The organism is Burkholderia sp. Ax-1724 (genome assembly GCF_011752995.1).
GTDB lineage: Bacteria > Pseudomonadota > Gammaproteobacteria > Burkholderiales > Burkholderiaceae > Paraburkholderia.
Map to the genome: position 1 here is coordinate 1 of NZ_VWWL01000003.1, position 16,574 is coordinate 16,574.

General features: G+C 64.4%; 13 protein-coding genes and 1 pseudogene. 8 read left to right on the forward strand and 6 right to left on the reverse strand.

The window, feature by feature from the left end; translation table 11 throughout:
* Both ilvA and F3J19_RS04015 read left to right on the forward strand, forming a co-directional pair.
* The coding region (gene ilvA, locus F3J19_RS04010) for a threonine ammonia-lyase, biosynthetic (RefSeq protein ID WP_167038056.1) at nucleotides 1-854 on the forward strand (854 nt) is incomplete at its 5' end.
* Nucleotides 855-1,099: 245 nt separating this feature from the next.
* The gene (locus F3J19_RS04015) at nucleotides 1,100-2,290 is read left to right on the forward strand and encodes a 4-hydroxybenzoate 3-monooxygenase (RefSeq protein WP_167038059.1); all 1,191 of its coding nucleotides are present in this window, start codon (nucleotides 1,100-1,102) and stop codon (nucleotides 2,288-2,290) included.
* Nucleotides 2,291-2,320: 30 nt separating this feature from the next.
* Here F3J19_RS04015 and F3J19_RS04020 read toward each other — a convergent pair whose 3' ends face one another.
* Nucleotides 2,321-3,223 carry a helix-turn-helix domain-containing protein gene (locus tag F3J19_RS04020; RefSeq protein ID WP_167038061.1) on the reverse strand — a complete coding sequence of 301 codons (903 nt, stop codon included), beginning with the start codon at nucleotides 3,221-3,223 and terminating at the stop codon, nucleotides 2,321-2,323.
* 165 nt (nucleotides 3,224-3,388) lie between these two features.
* Here F3J19_RS04020 and F3J19_RS04025 point away from each other — a divergent pair, with 165 nt between their 5' ends.
* The 3 genes from F3J19_RS04025 (at nucleotide 3,389) to F3J19_RS04035 (ending at nucleotide 7,955) form a co-directional block, all read left to right on the forward strand.
* Nucleotides 3,389-4,252 (forward strand): SDR family oxidoreductase, encoded by an 864-nt coding sequence (locus tag F3J19_RS04025; RefSeq protein ID WP_167038063.1) that lies wholly within the window; start codon nucleotides 3,389-3,391, stop codon nucleotides 4,250-4,252.
* A 35-nt stretch (nucleotides 4,253-4,287) separates the two neighbouring features.
* A complete protein-coding gene (locus F3J19_RS04030; RefSeq protein ID WP_167038065.1) occupies nucleotides 4,288-6,093 on the forward strand; it encodes an FAD-dependent oxidoreductase in 1,806 nt (601 codons plus the stop codon).
* A gap of 443 nt (nucleotides 6,094-6,536) precedes the next feature.
* The gene (locus F3J19_RS04035) at nucleotides 6,537-7,955 is read left to right on the forward strand and encodes an aromatic acid/H+ symport family MFS transporter (RefSeq protein ID WP_167038067.1); all 1,419 of its coding nucleotides are present in this window, start codon (nucleotides 6,537-6,539) and stop codon (nucleotides 7,953-7,955) included.
* 49 nt (nucleotides 7,956-8,004) lie between these two features.
* On the opposite strand, the gene F3J19_RS32525 is transcribed toward F3J19_RS04035, so the two are convergent.
* The 4 genes and pseudogenes from F3J19_RS32525 to F3J19_RS32530 form a co-directional block, all read right to left on the reverse strand.
* Nucleotides 8,005-8,253, reverse strand: a complete 249-nt coding sequence (locus tag F3J19_RS32525) for a hypothetical protein (protein WP_167038069.1) — start codon at nucleotides 8,251-8,253, stop codon at nucleotides 8,005-8,007.
* Between the two features lie 72 nt (nucleotides 8,254-8,325).
* Nucleotides 8,326-8,694 carry a hypothetical protein gene (locus F3J19_RS04045; protein ID WP_167038071.1) on the reverse strand — a complete coding sequence of 123 codons (369 nt, stop codon included), beginning with the start codon at nucleotides 8,692-8,694 and terminating at the stop codon, nucleotides 8,326-8,328.
* Between the two features lie 747 nt (nucleotides 8,695-9,441).
* Nucleotides 9,442-10,380, reverse strand: coding sequence for a DNA-binding transcriptional regulator KdgR (gene kdgR / locus F3J19_RS04050; protein ID WP_167038073.1), 939 nt, complete (start codon nucleotides 10,378-10,380; stop codon nucleotides 9,442-9,444).
* A gap of 38 nt (nucleotides 10,381-10,418) precedes the next feature.
* Nucleotides 10,419-10,552: pseudogene (locus F3J19_RS32530) on the reverse strand (SDR family oxidoreductase); the annotation flags it as partial.
* Between the two features lie 298 nt (nucleotides 10,553-10,850).
* Between F3J19_RS32530 and kdgT the strand changes: the two are divergent.
* Nucleotides 10,851-11,870, forward strand: a complete 1,020-nt coding sequence (gene kdgT, locus F3J19_RS04060) for a 2-keto-3-deoxygluconate transporter (RefSeq protein WP_167038075.1) — start codon at nucleotides 10,851-10,853, stop codon at nucleotides 11,868-11,870.
* An 85-nt stretch (nucleotides 11,871-11,955) separates the two neighbouring features.
* On the opposite strand, the gene F3J19_RS04065 is transcribed toward kdgT, so the two are convergent.
* Nucleotides 11,956-13,401 (reverse strand): NAD-dependent succinate-semialdehyde dehydrogenase, encoded by a 1,446-nt coding sequence (locus F3J19_RS04065; RefSeq protein ID WP_167038077.1) that lies wholly within the window; start codon nucleotides 13,399-13,401, stop codon nucleotides 11,956-11,958.
* A gap of 569 nt (nucleotides 13,402-13,970) precedes the next feature.
* On the opposite strand from F3J19_RS04065, the gene hpnJ reads away from it, so the two are divergent.
* Both hpnJ and hpnI read left to right on the forward strand, forming a co-directional pair.
* Nucleotides 13,971-15,392, forward strand: coding sequence for a hopanoid biosynthesis associated radical SAM protein HpnJ (hpnJ, locus tag F3J19_RS04070; RefSeq protein ID WP_167038078.1), 1,422 nt, complete (start codon nucleotides 13,971-13,973; stop codon nucleotides 15,390-15,392).
* Complete coding sequence (gene hpnI, locus F3J19_RS04075) at nucleotides 15,389-16,561, forward strand: bacteriohopanetetrol glucosamine biosynthesis glycosyltransferase HpnI (RefSeq protein ID WP_167038080.1); 1,173 nt, start codon at nucleotides 15,389-15,391, stop codon at nucleotides 16,559-16,561. The genes hpnJ and hpnI overlap by 4 nt, the downstream gene beginning before the upstream one ends.
* Nucleotides 16,562-16,574: the final 13 nt, after the last annotated feature.

Here is a 16,574-nt window from a genome sequence, read left to right on the forward strand (position 1 = left end):
TGACGCTGAACGAAGTGGGCCTGTTCTCCGATGGCACGGCGGTCAAGCTCGTCGGCGAGGAAACCTTCCGCCTGTGCAGCGAGTATCTCGACGAAGTGCTGCTCGTGAATACCGATGCACTGTGCGCGGCGATCAAGGACGTGTTCCAGGACACGCGCAGCGTGCTCGAACCGGCCGGTTCCTTGGCGGTGGCCGGTGCCAAGCAGTACGCCGAACGGGAGGGCATCGAAAATCAGACGCTGATCGCGATCACCTCGGGCGCGAACATGAACTTCGACCGCATGCGCTTCGTCGCCGAGCGCGCCGAAGTCGGTGAAGCGCGCGAAGCGGTGTTTGCGGTGACGATTCCCGAAGAACGCGGCAGCTTCAAACGCTTCTGCGAACTGGTCGGCACGCGCAGCGTCACCGAATTCAACTACCGGATCGCGGATGCCAATTCGGCGCACATCTTCGTCGGCGTGCAGATCCGCAACCGCAGCGAGTCGGCGCAGATCGCGAGCGCATTCGAAGCCCACGGTTTTGCCACCGTCGATCTCACACTCGATGAACTCTCGAAGCAGCACATCCGCTACATGGTCGGTGGACGCTCGCCGCTCGCTCTCGATGAACGCCTGTTCCGCTTCGAATTCCCGGAGCGCCCGGGCGCGCTGATGAAATTCCTCTCGTCGATGGCGCCGAACTGGAACATCAGCCTGTTCCACTATCGCAACCAGGGCGCGGACTGTAGCTCGATTCTCGTCGGCATCCAGGTGCCCGCAAGCGAGAACGCGGAGTTCGATCGTTTTCTCGAGACACTCGGCTATCCGTACTGGGAAGAGACACACAACCCCGTGTATCGGCTGTTTCTTGTCTAGTTGAACGCATCGGGGTTTACCTGAGGGGTGCGTCACATCGACGCACCGCGCCGTGAATTCCTGCGCTCGGCGGAAAGCCCCGCCTGGCGTGCGTTTTCGGTCGATGCGAGGGCGCCACGAGCGTCTTCGCCATCAGCCTTCTATCTCCTGAGGCGATACAGCCTATCCAATTTATCGCGTTGCGGGATACCGGTCGTGATCGTCACACTGTGCGCCAATTCATCGCCACATTCAGGAGACACAGCATGCGCACTCAAGTCGGCATCATCGGCGCCGGGCCCGCCGGATTGCTTCTTTCCCACCTGCTTCACCTGCGCGGCATCGAGTCCGTCGTGCTCGAAACGCGTACCCGCGACCAGATCGAATCCACCATCCGCGCCGGCGTGCTCGAACAGGGCACGATGGACCTGCTGACCGAAACCGGCCTCGGCGAACGCATGAAAGCGGAAGGCGCGCTGCATCACGGTTTCGAACTTGCCTTCGAAGGCAAGCGCCGCCGCATCGATCTGATGGACCTCACCGGTAAAGCGATCACCGTCTACGCCCAGCACGAAGTGATCAAGGACCTCGTCGCGGCACGCGTCGCCGCGAATGCCGAGCTGCGTTTCGGCGTGACGGACACGTCGATCCAGGGCATCGACACCGACACGCCGTCGATCCGCTATCGCCACGAGGGCGCCGATCACGAACTGCAATGCGACTTCGTGATCGGCTGCGACGGCTCGCAAGGCGTGTCGCGCGCGGCGATTCCCCAGGCACTCCGCAAGGACTTCGAACGGGTCTATCCGTTCGGCTGGTTCGGCATCCTGAGCGAAGGGCCGCCGTCGTCGGAGGAACTGATCTACGCGCGTCACGAGCGCGGCTTCGCGCTGATCAGCACGCGCTCGCCGAACGTGCAGCGCATGTACTTCCAGTGCGACCCGAAAGACTCGGTCGATAACTGGTCCGACGATCGCATCTGGGCGGAACTGCATGCGCGTGCCGATTCGCACGACGGCCAGCAGATTGTCGACGGCCAGATTTTCCAGAAGAACATCGTCGGCATGCGCAGTTTCGTTTCGACGACGATGCAGCACGGGCGCCTGTTCCTCGCGGGCGACGCCGCGCATATCGTGCCGCCGACCGGCGCGAAGGGCATGAACCTCGCGGTCGCCGACGTGAACGTGCTGAGCCAGGCGCTGAACGCGTTCTACAAGGAAAACCGCACCGATCTGCTCGAGCGCTACAGCGAAACCGCGCTCAAGCGCATCTGGCGCGCCGAGCACTTCTCGTACTGGATGACGAGCATGATGCATCGTATCGAAGGCGCTTCGGCGTTCGAGCAGCAGTTGCAGGTTGCCGAACTCGAGTATGTGACGACCTCGCGCACGGCGGCCACGGTGCTCGCGGAGAACTACGTCGGCGTGGCCGGCGCGCAGATGCAAGGCATGCTATAAGCGATGCGCCTCGCGCGGCGCTCGGGAACCCTAATTGATCGACAGGTCCCGATGCGCCGCCGACTGAAATTCCTTGGGCGTGACGCCGGTCTGCTTACGGAAATAGCGGCTGAAATAAGCGGCATCTTCGAAACCGAGCGCATGCGCGATCTGTTTGATGCTCGATCCCGAGTAGACAAGATCGCGCTGCGCCTCGCGTATCAGTTGATCGTTGACGAGCGACAACGGGGAATGGCCGAGTTCCTCGCGGCAGATGCGGCCCAGTTGCGCCACCGTAACGCCGAGTTTTTCCGCATAGAAATCGATCGGCTGATGTTCGCGCACGTGTGCGGCGATCAGTTCGCGTAGCCGCTTGAGCTGCGCCGCGCGCCGGTCGTTGATCGTCGAGCCGGTCGTCGCGCCGGCGCTCGATACGGCATCGGCCAGGCGCGCTACTTGCACAAAAAGTGCAATCATCAGCGACATGCCCGCGGCGATGTGACCGCGTGCGCTGCCGCGAAATTCCTGCTCCAGCAAACCGAATAACGGCATCAGCGTGTGCTCGCCGATTTCGCGCCGCACGGGAATCAGTGCGGGCCGCTGCAGCACCGGCAACAGTCCCGGCGACACTACCTTCGAAATCGACTCCAGCGCCCGCTGCGCGGCCGTAATCACGAGCCCGTCGATCTCCGGCGAAAACACGAATCCATGCACCGTTTGTGCGGGAAGCAGCACGAGGCAGGGCGGTTCGATCGAGAGCTTTTCGCTTTCGACCAGCACGTGCCCCGTGCCGCTGCGGATATAGAGAATCTGCAGTAACGCATCGTGCCGGTGCGCGGCGATATGCCAGTCGTTCGGCCGGCTACGCTCGACGATCCATTCGAAATTGAACGCGTCGTACCACGGCGGCCGTGCCGACTCGCCGTACAGATCGTAGTTAGGGATATTCCTCATGCCGTTTCGTCTCCTATGTTCGAATTGTCCTGCGATGCGCCGTCTTTGTCCAATTTCCGCGCAAGCCGCGTCGCTATACTTTTTGCCATGAAAGATACGGTGGATAGCGCGGCGCTCAGGCCGCGACAGCGCATCGCCGTCACGATCAGAACCATGGAGATTCGGATGACTAATAACACGGAAACGCAGGCAAAGCCGCACCAGGGAGATGCACACTCACGGCACTGGCTCGGTCTCGAAGGGCGCGTGTGCGTTGTGAGCGGAGCGGCGGGCGGAATCGGCGGCGCGATCGCTCAGGTGCTCGCCGGGGCCGGCGCGCGTCTCGCGCTGCTCGATCGCGATGATGAGAAGTGCCGGGCGCTGGCGCAAACGCTGAACGCAAGCGGCGTCGACGCGCTCGCGTTGACGTGCGATATCGGCGATATCGACAGCGTGCGCGGCGCGGTAACGGCCGTCGAAACTGCCTATGGTGCCGCCGACGTGCTCGTGAACAACGCGGGTCTGCTGCGGCCGGGGGGTATCGAAGAGATCGGACTCGACGTCTGGAACGCGATGCTGCGCGTGAATCTGACTGGCTACATGCTGTGCTCGCAGCAGTTCGGCCACGGCATGCTGAAGCGCGGTTCCGGCGCTATCGTGCACGTCGCCTCGGTGGCCGCGCATCATCCGCAAACCTATAGCGGCGCATACAGCGCGGGCAAAGCGGGCGTGACGCTGCTATCGAAGCAGATCGCGGCGGAGTGGGGGCCGCGTGGCATTCGCAGCAATGCCGTGTGTCCGGGCATGATCCGCACGCCGCTCTCTGCCACGTTCTATGAGCAGGGCGATATCGAACGCCGCCGCAGTGCGATGACGGCCAGTCGCCGCATCGGCGAGCCGAACGATATCGCCGACGTGGTCGCGTTTCTCGCGAGCACGCGCGCCGCCTATGTGAACGGCGCGGAAATCACCGTCGACGGCGGCCTCGAAAGCATGCTGATGGATCTCGTGCCGCGTCCCGGCTTCGAGGCCGTGCAAGCCGCCCGCTAAGTTCTCGCCAAGTTCTCATACAAGGAAGCGATACCATGACCAATGCAACGCAGAGCGCTGCGCTGACCTGCGACGTGCTCGTCATCGGCTCGGGCGCGGGCGGCCTTTCGACGGCCATCACCGCGCGCAAGCATGGGCTCGACGTCGTCGTGATCGAAAAAGCGCCGTTTTTCGGCGGCACGACCGCGTTTTCCGGCGGCGTGCTCTGGATTCCCGGCAACCGTCACGCGCAAAGCAATGGTGTCAGCGATACGCGCGAAGCGGCGCTGACCTATATGCGCAACGAAACCGGCGCGTTCTTCGATGCCGCCGGCGTCGAGGCCTTTCTCGACACGGGCCCGGAAATGCTCGATTTCTTCGAGCGCGAGACCACGGTCAAATTCGTGCCGACGCTATACCCGGACTATCACCCGGACGTGGGCGGCGGTGTCGATATCGGCCGCTCGGTCGTGGCCGCGCCGTTCGATGCGCGCGCGCTCGGCAAGGACATCGCGCGGCTGCGTCCGCCGCTCAAGACGATCACGTTCATCGGCATGATGTTCAACTCGTCGAATGCGGACCTCAAGCACTTCTTCAACGCGACGCGTTCGCTCAAGTCCGCGCTGTACGTCGCGAAGCGTCTCGCGAGCCATCTGAAGGATCTCGCGCTGTACCGGCGCGGCGTGCAAATCACGAGCGGCAATGCGCTCGCCGCGCGTCTCGCGAAATCGGCGCTCGATCTCGGCATTCCGATTCACACGAATACCGCCGCGCGCGAATTGATCGTGACGGACGGGCGCGTCACCGGCGCGCTCGTCAATGGGCCGGACGGCGAGCGGCGCATCGTCGCGCGGCGTGGCGTCGTGCTCGCGTGCGGCGGTTTCTCGCATGACGTGGCGCGTATCGCGCGTGCCTATCCGCATGTGCGGCGGGGCGGCGAACACGTATCGCCGGTGCCGTCGGGCAATACCGGCGATGGGCTCGGCATGGCCGAACGTCTCGGCGCGCGGGTGGCGATACGTTATCCGCAAGCCGCGGCGTGGATGCCGGTGTCGCGCGTGCCGATGAGCGACGGCAGCGTCGGTGTGTTTCCGCATCTTCTCGATCGCTACAAGCCCGGCGTGATCGGCGTGACGCGTGGCGGCAAGCGCTTCACCAACGAAGCGAATTCGTATCACGACGTGGGCGCCGCCATGATCGAAGCGTGCGAGAGCGAACGCGAAACCGCGATGTGGCTCGTCTGCGACCACGCGACGATCCGCAAATACGGGCTCGGTTTTGCCAAGCCCGCACCGGTGCCGCTCGGTCCGCTGCTGCGCAACGGCTATCTGAGCACGGGCCGCACGCTCGCCGAACTCGCGCGCAACGCGGGGCTCGACGGCGCGGCGCTCGAAGCCACGGTGCAGCGCTACAACGTCGACGCGGTGCGCGGCGAAGACCCCGAGTTCGGCCGCGGCACGACCTCGTTCAACCGCTATCTCGCGGACCCCGAGCACAAGCCGAACCCGTGCGTCGCGCCGATCGGCGACGGACCGTATTACGCACTGAAGGTGCTGATGGGCGACCTCGGCACGTTCGACGGCATCGCGACCCAGGTCACCGGCGAAGTGCTCGACGAGGCGGGCGCGCCGATTGCCGGACTGTATGCGGTCGGCAACGATCGCGCGAGCGTGATGGGCGGCAACTATCCGGGCGCGGGCATCACGCTCGGGCCGATCATGACCTTCGGCTACATCACGGGGCGCAATCTCGCGGGTGTGGGCGTAGGCGGCAACGCGGCAAAAGCACAGGACGGCGCGGCCGGGAGCAGCGCGGGCATGCGCGACAACGCGCCGGTCACGGCATTGAGAAGCGGCACCTGAGCAGGAACCGTTCATTGGCCGGCCAGCGTAACGGCGCACGATCGGTTTGCACGGTACGCGCATAACCGATCGGCATATCCAGCAGGCTCACGGCTGACGCAAGGCCGGCTCGCGATACCGCGTCAGAAGTAACGAATTGCGCCGGATGATGCGGCTTTCCTGTCTCGGAGAGCCGCATCGGCCCGCGCCGCATGCGACTGGACTCCAATCGACTCGCCGAAACCGGCCTCTGGTTCGGCTCAGGAGTCCGCACTTTCAGTAGTAATCCAAACAATAAAAAAAATCTCGTCATTTCACGGAGACATCGCAATGAACAAGCGCCAACCCTGGCCCTGTAGCGGACCGCAATGCGGTAACGCGCCGGCGCCAACGACCCTGCCGGCAATGGCATCACGCCCGCACGGCGTCGCCACGCCTTTTCGCCTTGAAACGGGAGCATGCAAATGACGCGCTCCGAACGCAATGTGGATGTGCAGGCCTTTATCGACGCGCAGCGCTTTTCGCCATTCCAGTGGACGATTCTCGTGCTGTGCTTTCTTGTCGTCGCGGCGGACGGTTTCGACACGGCTGCGGTCGGCTTTATCGCACCGTCGCTCGTGCAGCAGTGGGGCATTGCGCGCAGCGCGCTCGGCCCGGTGATGAGTGCGGCGCTCGTCGGACTCGGCATCGGCGCGCTCGCGGCCGGTCCGTTCGCGGATCGCATCGGCCGCAAGACGGTGCTCGTGCTGTCGGTCTTTTTCTTCGGACTATGGAGTCTCGCCGCGGCCCGCGCGACCTCGATCGAATCGCTGACCTTACTGCGATTTTTCACCGGCCTCGGTCTCGGTGCGGCGATGCCGAACGCGGTCACGCTGATGTCCGAGTACGCACCCGCTCGCATTCGCGCGGTCGCGGTCAATGCGATGTTCTGCGGCTTTTCATGCGGTCTCGCGATCGGCGGCTTCGCCTCGGCGTGGCTGATTCCGCAATTCGGCTGGCCGAGCGTGCTGGTCGCGGGCGGCGTCGGCCCGATCGTGCTGACCGTGCTGCTGATGGTGCTGCTGCCGGAATCCGCGCAATTTCTCGCCGTGCGCAAGCAGGCCGATCAACGTATCGCGGGAATCCTGCAACGCATTGCGCCGCAGAGCCGCTTCGACGGCTGCCATTTCTTCGCGATCGACGTGCGGCACAGCGCAGGCAACGCGCGTACCAAAGGCGCGCTCTCGATCATTCTGTCGGCACGCTACCGTTTCGGCACGCTGATGCTGTGGCTCGCCTATTTCATGGGGCTGCTGATCTACTACCTGCTCACCAACTGGCTGCCCACGCTGTTCAAGGACACCGGCTTTTCGGGCGAAAAAGCTGCCTTGATGACCTCGCTGTTTCCGCTCGGCGGCGTGCTCGGCAATCTGTGCGTCGGCTGGATCATGGACCGTTTCGCCGGCCATCGCGTGATCGCCTTCACGTTCGTGCTGGTCGGCGCGCTCGTGTTGCTGGTCGGGCAGGGCGTCGGCCATCAGGTGTGGCTCGGTACGCTGATCTTCCTCACGGGTACGGTCGCGACGAGCGCGGTCACGTCGATGTCGGCGCTTGCGGCGAGTTTCTATCCGACGCGTGCGCGTGCAACCGGGGTCGCGTGGATGCTCGGCATCGGCCGCATCGGCGGTGTCGCGGGCGCGCTCGTCGGCGCGGCGCTGATGGGGCTCGGCTGGAAGTTCGGCGCGGTGTTCAGCCTGCTGGCACTGCCGGCCATGGTGTCGGCGAGCGGCGTGTATCTGATGATGCGGCGCGTATTGCACAAAGACGCGCACAAAGACGCGCCCGAGGATGCGCAGGACGATGCGTCCACGGATGAAGCGGCCGGCGCGGTGGCGCTGAAATGAGGGGGGAGATAGCGTTGCCGTGAAAACTCACTATGAACTCACAATGCGCTCACGACGCGCGCAGCAACGCCATCTCGTTGTGCAGCAGTGCAAGCAGATCGTCGTCGGTGGGACGGGTGCCCCAGTGGCGCGCGCCGGCCACCGACGCGATCGCCATCCACGAATGCGGCGGAAACCACTCGCGCAGCAGCATGCCGTCCTGACGCAAACAGAGCTGGCCCGTTTGCTCGCTGTATTCGGCGCAGATCAGCGCGCCGTCGATATGCGCGCTCACGCGCCTGGGATCGTTGTGTAGCACGTCGTCGCTCCTGTCGAAGGGGTGGCGCGAATGCCGGCGTGGCGCGGCGGCAGGACCGCCGCCGGGCATCGTTCAGTGATCGTGATCGTGCCCATGCCCGTGCCAGCCATCGTCGTGATCGTGGCCGCGGCCGTGCCAGCCGTTATCGTGCCGGTCGCCGTGCCATTCTTCGTGATGATGCTCCCACTCGTCCCGCCCCCAATAGCGATGGCCATCGTAGTAGCGATCGCCGTACCAGCCCGGCGCGATCACGACCGCGGGCGGCGGCGCCACGTACACGGGCGCGGGCTGCACATAGACCGGCGGGGGCGGCGCTACCACGACGCCCGGAATGCCGATGTTAACGCCAACGTCGACATGCGCGAACGCGGCCGACGATACGCCGATCGCGAGGGCCGCGACGATCGCCGACGACATCCAGCGGCTGCGAGAGTGACTCATAGTGTGTTCTCTGTTTTGATGAGTGTGGTGAGGTCAGGCGCGTCGGCGCGCGGCTTCACGAATGCCTCATGAAGCGCGCACCATCCGCTCAATAATGATCGTGGTCGTAGTGATGGTCGTGATGATGATCGTCGGGGACCACGATGCAACCGCTCAATGCGCCGCCGAGCGTGGCGGCCAGAATGACGAGTGCGAAAATTTTCTTCATGATGTTGCTCCCTTGGCAAAAGTTGCCATTGTGTTTCGTGTGAACCGAACTCTACTGAGCGGCGCGATTATCGGTGTGTTTGTGTGTAACAGGACGTGTCGATACGCGCGCGCGGCAACGCGGCCATACGGTGACAACGGACGTGACGGAAAAACGGCAAGCCTAACGCGTCGAAATGACAGGGGATTGTTAAGCGGATCGGCAAGCCCTTGAGCGCGCTATGAAAAGAAGCGTAGGCGCGAGCCCTTGAGGTATCGGTATGAAGCGGGCGTTCGATACATCGACGGTTCGCGGGCACGGCGGGGCAGGCCGAATCGTGTTTCGCGTCGGATGTATCGCGCGGATACATTCAGTTGCAGACTGGGGATCCGAGGCCGCATGACGCCTGCGTGCGCATGTCGGATCGATGACATCGCACGTGTTGCGCCATCAGCTTCTCTTAAGCTTCGATCGGATACGAGCACGCGACGTGCGCATCACAGGTGCCGCTGCGGTACTTCATCAAGCACCCCAGGTTCATCGAGCCCATCGTACGCCTTCTATGGCGGCGTCCCCACGGGCTCCGGCGCGCTCGTCTCGCGATAACCGAGCCGCGCTGAAATCGCGAGCCCGGCCTGCTTGAGCAGGGCGACGTAGTGCTGCTTCGTATCGGCGCCGCAGCGCATCGTCGGAAACGAAATCGACAGCCCGGCGATCACGCGGCCGAAGCGGTCGAACACCGGCACCGCGATGCACTGCAGGCCGTCTTCCTGCTCCTCGTTGTCTTCGCCGAAACCCTGCTCGCGCACGCGCGGCAGAATGCTCAGCACCGCTTCGGCGCAGGTCAGCGTTTTCTGTGTCGACTTGCGGAATTCGACGTGCGAGAGCACCTCGCGCGCATCGGCCGGCGCCATCCACGCGAGCAGCACCTTGCCGATCGCCGTGCTGTGCAGCGGATTGCGCCGGCCGATGCGCGACTGCATGCGCAGGCCGTAGTCGGCGTCGATCTTGTGGATGTAGATGATCGCGTCGTCGTCGAATGCGCCGAGGTGAACCGCTTCGCGCGTCATCTGGCCGATGCGGCGCATTTCGGTGTCGGCCTCGCGCACGAGATCGACGCTTTCGAGCGCCTTCGCGCCGAGTTCGAACAGACGGATCGTGAGCCGGTAGCGCTCGGTTTCGATTTCCTGCGTGACGTAGCCGAGCGCCTTTAGCGTTTGAATGACGCGATGCACGGTGGTCTTCGACATGCCGAGCCGTTGAGACAGCTCGCTGATGCCGATCTGTCCGCTGTCGCCGATCGCGCCGAGAATCGCGAAGACTCGACCCACCGACGACGCGGATTCGCCGCGCTCGCCGCCGTCCGCCTCGGGCGATGCGTCGGCAGTGTGCTTGCGCAATTTGCCGCGCGTCTTCTCGTCAGTCCTGCTGACAGCCTTGCTGTTAGTCTCATCCCGCGCTTTATCGCGTCGTGTTTCCGTTGCCGCCATGTCCGTCATTCCCTGTCTGTGCCGAGCCGCGCCGTCGCCTTACCGGGCTAGCGCGCAAGCCAGCCGCCGTCTACCGCGAGTGTATGTCCATGCACGTAGTCCGACGCCAGCGAGGCGGAAACACCACGGGCCCCGCGAGATCGTCCGGGATACCCCAGCGGCCCGCCGGAATGCGGCCGAGACCATATATCGTTCTCCGCTCGCAGGATCGGCGCTGTGCCGCGCCATGTGCCCGAGCACTGTAACGCACAATTTCGATTCCGGAACACTGGTCCGAAAAATATTGCTCTGCGTCATTAAAGCTGGCAAAGGTTTCAGTGCCGTAACGGGTAAACGATAGTCGGCGTTTGCAAAAAGAAACGGAACGATGTTCCTTTTGTGGTGCTATATTGCGCCGGACAGGGAGAGCCCGGCGCAGAACGGGACATGACCCCGGGTAATCCACCCGTCAACGGGACGTGACCGTCCATGGAGGAGGCATGAAGATCAAGAAGGCCATCGACCGCATTCCTGGCGGCCTGATGCTGGTGCCGCTGCTGCTCGGTGCCTGCGTGCACACGTTCGCGCCCGGAGCGGGCAAATACTTCGGCTCGTTCACCAACGGCCTGATTACCGGCACGGTGCCGATTCTCGCGGTGTGGTTCTTCTGCATGGGTGCGACGATCGATCTGCGCGCGACCGGCACCGTGCTGCGCAAATCGGGCACGCTGCTCGCCACCAAAATGGCGGTCGCGTGGATCGTCACGCTGATCGCGGCGCGCTTCATTCCGATCGACGGCATCAAGACCGGGCTCTTCGCGGGGCTCTCGGTGCTCGCGATCACGACCTCGATGGACATGACCAACGGCGGTCTCTACGCAGCCGTGATGCAGCAGTACGGCACGAAGGAGGAGGCGGGCGCGTTCGTGCTGATGTCCGTCGAATCGGGGCCGCTCATCAGCATGATCATTCTCGGCGCGACCGGCGTCGCGTTCTTCGAGCCACGCCTGTTCGTCGGCGCGGTGCTGCCGTTCCTGATCGGCTTCGTGCTCGGCAACCTCGATAGCGAGCTGCGCGACCTGTTCGGCCGCTGCGTGCATCCGCTGATCCCGTTCTTCGGTTTCGCGCTCGGCAACGGCATCGATCTGAACGTGATCGTGACGAGCGGGCTGCCCGGCATCGCGCTCGGCCTCGGCGTGATCGTCGTGACCGGCATTCCGCTGATTCTCGCCGACCGCTGGATCGCGGGCGGCAATGGCGCGGCGGGGCTTGCGGCGTCGTCGACGGCGGGGGCGGCGGTCGCGAATCCGGCGATCATCGCCGACATGATTCCGAGCTTCAAGCCGCTCGTGCCGGCCGCGACCGCGATGGTCGCGACGGCTTGCCTCGTCACCGCGATTCTGGTGCCGATTCTCACGGCGCTGTGGGTGCGCCGGCATCATGCTCGCGACGCGTTGCGCGAGGAGTTCGCGGCGGCCACGCAGGCGCCGCCGCTCAACGAGCGCGACGCGCACGTCTGACGCGCCATTCCGAAGGCGTCGGAAACGAAAAGGCCGGCTCCGCGCGCAAGCGCGGGCCGGCCTGTCTCTTTCTACTAGTGCGTCGTTAAACCGCCATCACCGTCACGGCCTTCGTGACGAGATAGGCTTCCATCGCTTCCGGACCGCCTTCCGAGCCGTAGCCGGAATCCTTGATGCCGCCGAACGGCATTTCCGGCGTCGGCGTGGCCGGCTGGTTGATCCACAGCATGCCGACTTCCATCTGCTGCGACAGCATATGCACGTTGGCGAACGACTTCGTGTACGCGTAGCCCGCGAGGCCGAACGGCAGACGGTTCGCTTCGGCAATCGCTTCTTCGAGCTTGTCGAAGCCGCGGATCGCGGCGATCGGGCCGAACGGCTCGTTGTTGAATACGTCGGCTTCGAGCGGCACGTCGGTCAGCACGGTCGGCGCGAAGAAGTTGCCGGCCGAGCCGACGCGCTCGCCGCCCGTCGCGATCGTCGCGCCGGTCTTGCGCGCGTCGTCGACGACCTTGGCCATTGCGCTCAGACGGCGCGCGTTGGCGAGCGGCCCGAGCGTCGTGCCTTCGGCGAGGCCATCGCCGAGCTTGAGGCTTTCGGCATGCTTGACGAGCGCCGCGGCGAATTCTTCGCGCAGGCTATTGTGCACGAGGAAACGCGTCGGCGAGATGCAGACCTGGCCCGCGTTGCGGAACTTCGCGGCGCCGGCGGCCTTGACCGCGAGCGCGACGTCGGCGTCTTCGGCGACGATCACCGGGGCGTGGCCGCCGAGCTCCATCGTGGCGCGCTTCATGTGCGAACCGGCCAGCGCGGCCAGTTGCTTGCCGACCGGCGTCGAGCCCGTGAACGTGACCTTGCGGATCACCGGATGCGGGATCAGGTAGCTCGAGATTTCAGCCGGATCGCCGAACACGAGGCCGACCACGCCGGCCGGCACGCCGGCTTCGACGAAGGTCTGCAGCAGCGCGGCCGGCGACGCCGGGGTTTCTTCCGGCGCCTTCACGAGGAACGAGCAGCCGCAGGCGAGCGCCGCGGAGAGCTTGCGCACGACCTGGTTGACCGGGAAGTTCCACGGCGTGAACGCGGCGACCGGGCCGATCGGCTCCTTCAGTACCTGCGAGTGCTGGGCGACGTTGCGCGACGGCACGATGCGGCCGTACACGCGGCGGCCTTCGTCCGCGAACCATTCGATGATGTCGGCGGCGGCCAGTACTTCGAGACGCGCTTCGACGAACGGCTTGCCCTGTTCCTGGGTCATCAGGCGGCCGATGTCGGCGGCGCGCTCGCGCACCAGCGCGGCGGCCTTGCGCATGATCGTGGCGCGCTCGTTGGCCGGCACCTTGCGCCAGGCTTCGAAGCCGCGCTGCGCGGCGTCGAGCGCGCGGTCCAGATCGGCGATGCCGGCGTGCGCGACCTTGCCGATAGCCTCGCCGGTCGCGGGATTGACGACGTCGAGGGTCTTGCCGCTGGCGGCATCGCACCACTCGCCGTTGATCAGAAGTCGGGTATCGGTGTAGCTCGGGATAGCCATGCTGGGTTCCTGTGAGTGGGAAAAACGACAGGCCGCGCGGTCGTGAAGCAAGAAGCGACAGGACCTGCGCGGCCATGATTGAACTGCCGATACCAATTATCTTATCTGATTGCGCGCAATCTCACCGGACGCGGGCTTGTGGCGACGTGGATGGCATGCCTCTTGCCGCCGGGGCGTGGCGGGTTCGCGCGAGTCGTCATGCGCCTGCGGATGTATCTGTTGTATCTGTTCATGCGCGGGGTCATGTAGCGCGCCGCGTGAATCACCGCGCTTCGAGCCACGTCTTTCCATTCCGATACCATATCGATGCGACAAGCATCGCATCACACGAAAATCCCCCTGAATCGACCCTCGCGACGCTGCCGCGCGGGGCCGGAACGCAGTATCATGCTTCAGGTTTCCTTCAGCTTTGCTCCGTACTATCTTCGCCACTGCCCGTGGCCTTCGAGGACCGCGGCCGTTGTCATGTGCAGGTCGAACGCATGATCGCTGCGCATGTCCGCGGGCAATGGATCAGATAGATCCCGACCGAAAACCGAAAGCGCCTAAAAAGGCTTGCTGGAGCATCCATGAAAACCCTGTTCTTGCAGGCGCCGTCCTACGATGGCTTTGATGGTGGCGCGGGTTCGCGCTATCAGGCCAAGCGTGAAATCCGTTCATTCTGGTACCCGACGTGGCTCGCTCAGCCGGCCGCGCTGATTGCCGATAGCCGCGTGCTCGACGCGCCCGCCGACGGCCTCTCCGTCGAAGCCACGCTCGATATCGCCGCGCAATACGATCTCGTCGTCATCCATACGAGCACGCCGTCCTTTCCGACCGACGCACTCTTCGCCGAAGACCTGAAAAAGCGCAAGTCGTCGCTCCTGATCGGCATGGTCGGCGCGAAGGTCGCGGTCGATCCGCACAACTCGCTGACCGCGAGCGAGGCCATCGACTTCGTCTGCCGCGAGGAATTCGACTTCACCTGCCAGGAAGTGGCCGAGGGCAAGCCGTTCGCGCAGATCAAGGGCTTGAGCTATCGCGCGCCCGACGGCTCGATCGAGCACAACGAAGCGCGCCCGATCCTCGAAAACATGGACGAGTTGCCGTTCGTCGCGCCGGTCTACAAGCGCGACCTGAAGATCGACAACTATTTCATCGGCTACCTCAAGCATCCGTACGTGTCGATCTACACGGGCCGCGGCTGCCGTTCGAAGTGCACGTTCTGCCTGTGGCCGCAAACCGTGGGCGGGCATCGCTACCGCACGCGCTCGGTCGAGAACGTCCTCGCCGAAGTGAAGTGGATTCGCGACAACATGCCTGAAGTCAAGGAGATCATGTTCGACGACGACACGTTCACCGACTTCAAGCCGCGCGTCGAGGAAATCGCACGCGGTCTCGGCAAGCTCGGCGTCACGTGGTCGTGCAACGCGAAGGCGAACGTGCCGTATTCGACGTTGAAGATCATGAAGGAAAACGGCCTGCGCCTGCTGCTGGTCGGCTACGAATCCGGCGACGACCAGATCCTGCTGAACATCAAGAAGGGGCTGCGCACCGACATCGCGCGCCGCTTCAGCGACGACTGCCGCAAGCTCGGCATCAAGATTCACGGCACCTTCATTCTCGGCTTGCCCGGCGAAACCCAGGAAACGATCCAGAAGACGATCACCTACGCGCAGGAGATCAATCCGCATACGATCCAGGTGTCGCTCGCCGCGCCGTATCCGGGCACGACGCTCTACAACCAGGCGGTCGAAAACGGCTGGCTCGAAGAGAACAAGGTGATCAACCTCGTCAGCAAGGAAGGCGTGCAGCTGGCGGCGATCGGCTATCCGCATCTGTCGCGCGAGGATATCTATCACCAGCTCGAGAACTTCTATAAGCGCTTCTATTTCCGGCCGTCGAAGATCTGGGAGATCGTGCGCGAAATGCTGACGAGCTGGGACATGATGAAACGGCGTCTGCGCGAAGGCGTCGAATTCTTCCGCTTCCTGCGCGCGCACGAGGCGTGAACGCCGCGCATCTCGTCGCGCATTTTGCGGGCCTCGCGCTCGCGTATGCGTGCGCGGCGGCGGCGGTTGTCGGCATCGGCTATACCGTGCTCGCGAGCGCGCTGATCGGGCGCTTCTTCGCGAGGGCGGTGGCCGAGCCCACGAGCTTCCCCCCCGTTACGGTCGTCAAGCCCTTGCATGGCAACGAGTGGGCGCTGCTCGACAATCTGACGAGCTTCTGCGAGCAGGACTATCCGGGGCCGGTGCAGTTCCTGTTCGGCGTGCACGACTCGGCCGACCCCGCGCTGCAAGTCGTCGACGCGTTACGCCAGTTGCATCCGGACGCCGATATGAGCGTGGTGGCCGATGCGCGTCTCTACGGCCCGAACCGCAAGATCAGCAATATCCTCAACATGCTGCCGCAGGCGCGTCACGACGTGCTCGTATTCGCCGACAGCGACGTGGGCGTCGGCGCCGACTATCTGCGCAACGTGATCGGCGAATTGCAGCGGCCCGGCGTCGGGCTCGTCACGTGCGCCTATCGCGGCCAGCCCGATCCGGGCTTCTGGCCGCGGCTCTCGGCGATCGCGACCAACTACCAGTTCCTGCCCGGCGTCGTCACCGGACTCGCGCTCGGGCTCGCACGACCCTGCTTCGGCCAGACCATCGCGATGCGGCGCGACACCTACGAGCGGATCGGCGGCTTCAAGCCGTTCGCGCGGCATCTGGCCGAGGATCACGCGATCGGCGAGGCAGTGCGCGCGATCGGCGAGGACGTCGCGATTCCGCCGTTCGCGATTTCGCATGCGTGCGTCGAATCGAGCGCGGCGAAGTTGATCACGCACGAACTGCGCTGGAGCCGCACGATTCGCCGTATCGATCCACTCGGGCATTTCGGCTCGGCGCTCGTGCATCCGTCCGCGTTTGCGCTGCTCGCGCTGGTGTTTTCGGGCGCGGCGCTCTGGGCGTGGCCGCTCGTGCTCGTCGCGATGGGCGCGCGGCTCGCGTTGAAACTGTCGTCCGATCGCGCGTTGCGCAGGCCGTACCGCGATCTTTGGCTGCTGCCGCTCTGGGATATCGTATCGTTTGCGATTTTCGTCATGAGCTTCCGCTCCTCGCGCGTGATCTGGCGCGGCTTCAGCTTCAAGGTCGACGGCGACGGACTGCTGTCGGCGGCACAGGACGAATGACGAACGAACGGCA